Origin of the sequence: Mesorhizobium sp. M7A.F.Ca.US.002.01.1.1 (genome assembly GCF_004022955.1) — a bacterium.
GTDB classification, from domain to species: domain Bacteria; phylum Pseudomonadota; class Alphaproteobacteria; order Rhizobiales; family Rhizobiaceae; genus Mesorhizobium; species Mesorhizobium ciceri.
In genome coordinates this window covers 1-5,096 of record NZ_RZQE01000432.1, presented here as the reverse complement: position 1 = coordinate 5,096, position 5,096 = coordinate 1, and the positions used below count along the sequence as shown (strand labels likewise).

The window sequence follows — 5,096 nt, the reverse complement described above, 5'->3', positions numbered from 1 at the left end:
GGGTGAGGCTGTTGGACGAGTCGCTTGAGGAGGCGGTGGTCAGGGCGGACAGGAACGTCTGAGCGGCGGTCGAGAGTTGACCAAGCGAGGTCTGCGTCGAGGAGAGCCGGGCGCCGACCAGGCCGTTGGAATCGATGATGACGTTGAGCCGGTCAAGATCGCGCTGGAAAGTGACGGCCTGGGTGGTGCGCCCGCCGAGAGCCAGGCCGACGTCGGCGACCCTGCCCGTCGAGGATTCTTTCGTGGCTTTGACGAGTTCGGCCTGCATGCGCATCTGCTGGGAGCGCATGGCATTGGAGATTGCGGCCGAGGAGACTGAAGTCATGGAATTATCCCACCGCGTTGAGCAAGGCCGTCATCATGTCGTCGACGGTTTTCATCATCCGGGCCGACGCCTGGTAGGTGTGTTCGAGGTCGAGCAGCAGCGACATTTCCTGGTCGACATTGACCCCGGTCGCGTTGGACAGCGCCTCGGCGCTGCGCGACGCCAGCGCTTCCTTGGCGTCGGAGGCGGTCGAAGCCTGCTGGCGCACGCCCTCGAACCAGCCGATCGAACTGGCGGCGTAATCGGACACGCTGGACGTTGCCGAAACCCCGGCGGCGGGGTCGAAAATCATCGGCTGGTCGAGCCGGTCGCCATAGGCAACCAGAAGGGTGGAATAGGACGCGCCACCGCCCGTGTTGGCGACGTAGGCCGCACCGTTGGCACCGCCGTCGCGCAGCAGCATCGGGTTGCCGCCGGTGCCCGGGTCCATCGCTGCATTGACGCTGATGGACGCGGCAAGGCCGTTGACCAGCGTGCCGGCCGCCGGCACGGCCGGCGCACCAGACCAGGTGAACAGGCCGGCGGCGTTGGCCATCGAGGGTGCGGTCTCGGCAAAGGCTGTGATCAGGCCACGCGCGGTCTCGTCGAGCTGGCTCTGCATGGTCGAGGCGACGCCGTCGCGCAATTGCAGCAGGCCGGCAAGCGTGCCGCTGGCGCTGGTGTTGCCACCGGCTCCCGCCGAGATCGGCACATTGTCGATGTAGACGGCATTGCCGGCGGCACCCGCGGTATAGCCTGCCGACGCCGCGAAGGTGACCGTGCGCGGTATCGTCTCGAACAAGGTCGTGCCGTCGCCGGTGGTGATGACCATGTCATTGTCGCCTCGCGTGAAGGTCGACACCGGGACATAGTTCGAAATCTTCTTCAAAAGCGCATCGCGCTGGTCGAGCGCATCGGAAACGTCGGTGCCGGAACGGGTTCCGGACATGACGGCCGTGTTGGCATCCTGGAATTGGCCGAGCAGCGAGTTCAGGTCGTCGACGGCGGTGGCAATCTGACCGTCGGTCTGGGTGCGGAAATCCTGGACTGCCTTGGAGCCCTCATTGAGCGAGCGCACGACCTGTTTGGCGGCGTCGATGACGGAGGCGCCGAGGTTCTGATTCGACGGCGAGGTGGCGTAGAGCTGCAGCGCCTGCTGCAGGTTGGCGATCGCAGTCGAGGGCGAGGACGCATTGTCGACGCCATTGACCGCAACACCCAACTGATCCATGCCGTTGTAGAGAGCGTTCTGGCCGCTCCAGGCCGATAGCGCGGCGAGATTCTGGCGAAACAGAAGCTCGTTGGCTGCGCGCTGGATATCGACCGAGCGCGCACCCGGCGCCGTGCTGGTGACGACGGCCTGGCGCCGCGAATAGTCCGGGTTGGAGGCGTCGGCGACATTGCGCGAGACAACGCTGGTCTGTCGCGCGGTGTTCATAAGCGCCGACTGGGCGATACTCAATGCGGTAGACAGTGACATGCGGGTCTTTCGCGGGCGACGCCCGTCTTATCTCTTCAGGTTGACAAGGACGTCCATCAGATCGGAACCGGTCTGGAAGACTTTCGAATTGGCGGTGTAGCTGCGCTGCGCCGCGATCATGTTGGTCAGTTCTTCGGCGATATCGACGTTGGAATTCTCGAGCGCGCCGGAGATGATGGAGCCGAGCTTGCCTTCATTGGCAAAGCCGACACGAACCGCGCCGGACTCGGTGCCTTGCGAATAGACGTTGCCAGGCAGCGCCTTGAGCTGGTCCGGGCTCTGTACGTCGGCGAGCGGGATCTTGTAGAGCGGCTTGGTCGAGCCGTCCTTGTACTGAGCGTAGATGGTGCCGTCCTTGCTGATCTGGACCTTGTCGATGGTGCTCGGTGCGTTGCCGTTGACCTGGGCGTCGGAAACCGTGAAGCCGGTGCCAAGCTGGGTCAGCGCCGACAGATCGAGATTGAGGGTGGCGCCGTTCGGCACAGTAAATGAAACGTTGGTGGGCGTGCCGGTGAGCTTGCCGGTGGTGGTGTCGAAGGTCAGGTTGGCCGAGCCCAGCAAGCCGCCGGCGGTGTAGGGGAACGATGTTCCAGCGGTGGCCTTCGACTGATCGAAGACCGCCACCTGCCAGGTGCCGGCGCCGGTGTTGGTGAAATAGACGTCGAGCAGCTTCTTGTTGCCGAGATTGTCGTAGGCGACCATGGAGGATTTCGACGTGTATTGCGCGGTCGCAGCGTTGGCGGCGGGCAGATTGGCGGTCGCGACCGGGGTCGCACCCGCCGGCAGGTTGCCGGCAAAGCTGCCCTCGGTGCTCGGCGTTGCGGTCATGCCCTGGTCGGAGATGACAACCGGGACCAATCCCTCGAAGCCGTTGACCGTCGCTGCCGGTACGCCGTTCTCGTAACTGTAGGCCATCAGCTGGAAACCGGCCGAGTTGACAAGCCTGCCCTGACCGTCGGGAACGAAAGCGCCGGCTCGGGTCAGATAGGGGGTACCGCTCGGATCCTGAACGACAAAGAAGCCATCGCCGCTGACGGCAAGGTCGGAAACCGAGGTCGTGTACTGAAGCACGCCCGGATCGCTGACCGCCTGACGGATCGTCGTGGTGACGCCGCCGGAATTGTAGGCGCCACCGGTCGACGGCATGACCAGCGTCGAAAATTCGGCGGAGGACCGCTTGTAACCCGTGGTATCTGAATTGGCGATGTTGTCGGCGACCGTCGACAGGCGGTTTGCCTGCGCGTTCATGCCGGAAACGCCGGTCCGCATCATTCCATAGAGGCTCATCGAAACGTCTCCGCTGTGTCCATGCTGCTGGCTGCGAGGCTACGCATGTTTTCTTGCGCGAGGCTGGCGCGGCGCTGCATCAGAAGACGAGCCGGTAGCCGAGGAAACGCTTGGAATCGATCGGGTCGGTGCCCAGCTTCTCGCGCAGCTTCTTGCGCAGTTTGCTGATGTGGCTCTCCACCACGTTCTCCTCGACCTCTTCGTCGAAGATGCCGTAGATGGCGTTGAAGACCTGGGTCTTGGTGACCCGGCGCCCGCGATTGCTCGCCAGATATTCGAGGATGCGGCGCTCGCGGCGCGGCAGGGGGAGGGGCTGACCGTCGATCTCGGGGTCGCGGCCGTCCATGAAGATGCGCATGGCGCCGATCTCGGTGTAGGCGACGTCTTCCTGGGCGCGGCGGCGGATCGCGGTGATGCGGGCCAGGATCTCACGGATATGGACGGGCTTGCGAATGACGTCATCGACGCCGCTCTCGAACAACCGCAGCGTGTTCTCCAGCGAATGCTGTTCGCTCAGCGCAATCACCGGGGCGCCGGTGCGGTCGCGGATCTGGCGCGGAGAGATGGAACCTTCGCGGCAATCGCCGATGAGGAAGGCCCTGACCGAGCGCAGATCGGTGTCGGCGGCCGAATTCACCCACTCACCGAATTCGCCGGATGCAAAGCCTGCACAGGCGATGCCCTCACGATCGAAAAGTGAATTGTATCCCTCTGTTACGAGCTCGCGCTCGTCAACGATCACAATCATCGGCCCCGCCTTCCGAATCAAATCATTTGCCCCGTGAAGAGAGGCCTATCCGCTGGCGAGAATCCTGAACAACCGTCATTTCTTATAGCTAGTTTCTTGGGAGTCTGGAATCGTATCGGTTGCATTAGCGTGCAGCCAGATACGCATTCGGCGCCAAGTCTTGGCCAGGCCAGAACAACAATTCGGGGTTGTGTGGCAGGTCTATTAGTAATGGGAAATGCGCTTATGGGTTGCAGAATCCGCGGGCGTTCGCGGTCCATTTTCCAAAGCCGGTGGCGACCATGTTGGCAATGACACGGCAGACATAGATCTTCTGCGCCGGGTCATTGTCGGGGCCGGCATGATAGCGGGCCACGGCCATCGACCAGGTCTCGTGACGGGCATGAAGGCTGGCCAGGAAGCGCGCCGCATAGTCGACGTTCTGACGTGGGTCGAGCATGTCCTCGACGCTGCGAAAATGCGATGCGTGGTAGTGGTGGTTGATCTGCATGCAGCCCAGATCGATCAGGGTCTTGCCCTCGCGCCGGGCATTGGCGAAGGCGGCAAGGGCCTCGGTCCGGCTCCTGGGAAAGACTGCTTTTCCCTCTATATTCAAAGCGTTGGGTTGAAGGCTGCCCTTGTTGCCGGTCTCCGTCAGGCCAACGGCATAAAGGATGCCGGCGGGAACGCCATAGCGGTCGGCGGCGCGCAGGATTTCCGGCTCGCAAGGGTTGGTCGTGGCTGCGGCAGCTGTTACCGCGCTAGATAAAGATATCGCCGCCAGCGCGCTCGCGAGAAGGCGAAGTGCCGCGGCCGTAGTCCTGCGCGTCATCGTTGCGGTTCCCTGAGGATTGCTGACCCGGTTGCTGGCCGCCGGCTCCACCATTGCCGCCGCCCGAATTCCCCGGTTGAAAGGATGCTGGATCGCGGCCTGTTGCGGCCGCCAAGGGAGCGGTTGCATCCGTCCGGGTTGTAGCGGGAACTGCTACCGAAGGTTGCATTATCGTGACCTTGTCAACCTCGAAGCCGAGCCCTCGCAGCGACTTGACGATGGCCTCGCTGTCGGCCGACAGCCGACGATAGGCATCGTGTGTTTCAGGCTTCAGCTCAATCGAAAGTTGTTCCCCGGAGAGGCGAAGATTGGCCGTCACCATGCCGAGTTCGGCAGGGTGAAGTTCGATCTTCAACACATGTGTCGGAACGGCAACAGAGCTGGCCAGATGGGTGGTCGTGGGTGAGGCTGAAAGCGCCTTTTGCGGCCCGGCGTCGGCGGCTATGGCGTTGATCACATTGAGGGC

At 63.1% G+C, this 5,096-nt stretch carries 5 protein-coding genes and 1 pseudogene; all 6 read right to left on the bottom strand.

Annotated features, from left to right (window positions below; all coding sequences use genetic code 11):
- A pseudogene (locus EN932_RS28760) lies at positions 1-325 on the bottom strand (flagellar hook-associated family protein); the annotation flags it as partial.
- Between the two features lie 4 nt (positions 326-329).
- A complete protein-coding gene (gene flgK, locus EN932_RS28755; protein ID WP_127369441.1) occupies positions 330-1,784 on the bottom strand; it encodes a flagellar hook-associated protein FlgK in 1,455 nt (484 codons plus the stop codon).
- A 27-nt stretch (positions 1,785-1,811) separates the two neighbouring features.
- A complete protein-coding gene (locus EN932_RS28750) occupies positions 1,812-3,071 on the bottom strand; it encodes a flagellar hook protein FlgE (protein ID WP_013529779.1) in 1,260 nt (419 codons plus the stop codon).
- 79 nt (positions 3,072-3,150) lie between these two features.
- The gene (locus EN932_RS28745; RefSeq protein WP_013529780.1) at positions 3,151-3,819 is read right to left on the bottom strand and encodes a response regulator transcription factor; all 669 of its coding nucleotides are present in this window, start codon (positions 3,817-3,819) and stop codon (positions 3,151-3,153) included.
- A 223-nt stretch (positions 3,820-4,042) separates the two neighbouring features.
- Positions 4,043-4,630: a transglycosylase SLT domain-containing protein gene (locus EN932_RS28740; protein ID WP_164753690.1), complete on the bottom strand. Its 588-nt coding sequence runs from the start codon at positions 4,628-4,630 to the stop codon at positions 4,043-4,045.
- On the bottom strand, positions 4,560-4,985 hold the full coding sequence (locus tag EN932_RS28735) for a flagellar hook-length control protein FliK (protein WP_245483346.1): 426 nt from the start codon (positions 4,983-4,985) through the stop codon (positions 4,560-4,562). The genes EN932_RS28740 and EN932_RS28735 overlap by 71 nt, the downstream gene beginning before the upstream one ends.
- Between the last annotated feature and the right edge of the window lie 111 nt (positions 4,986-5,096).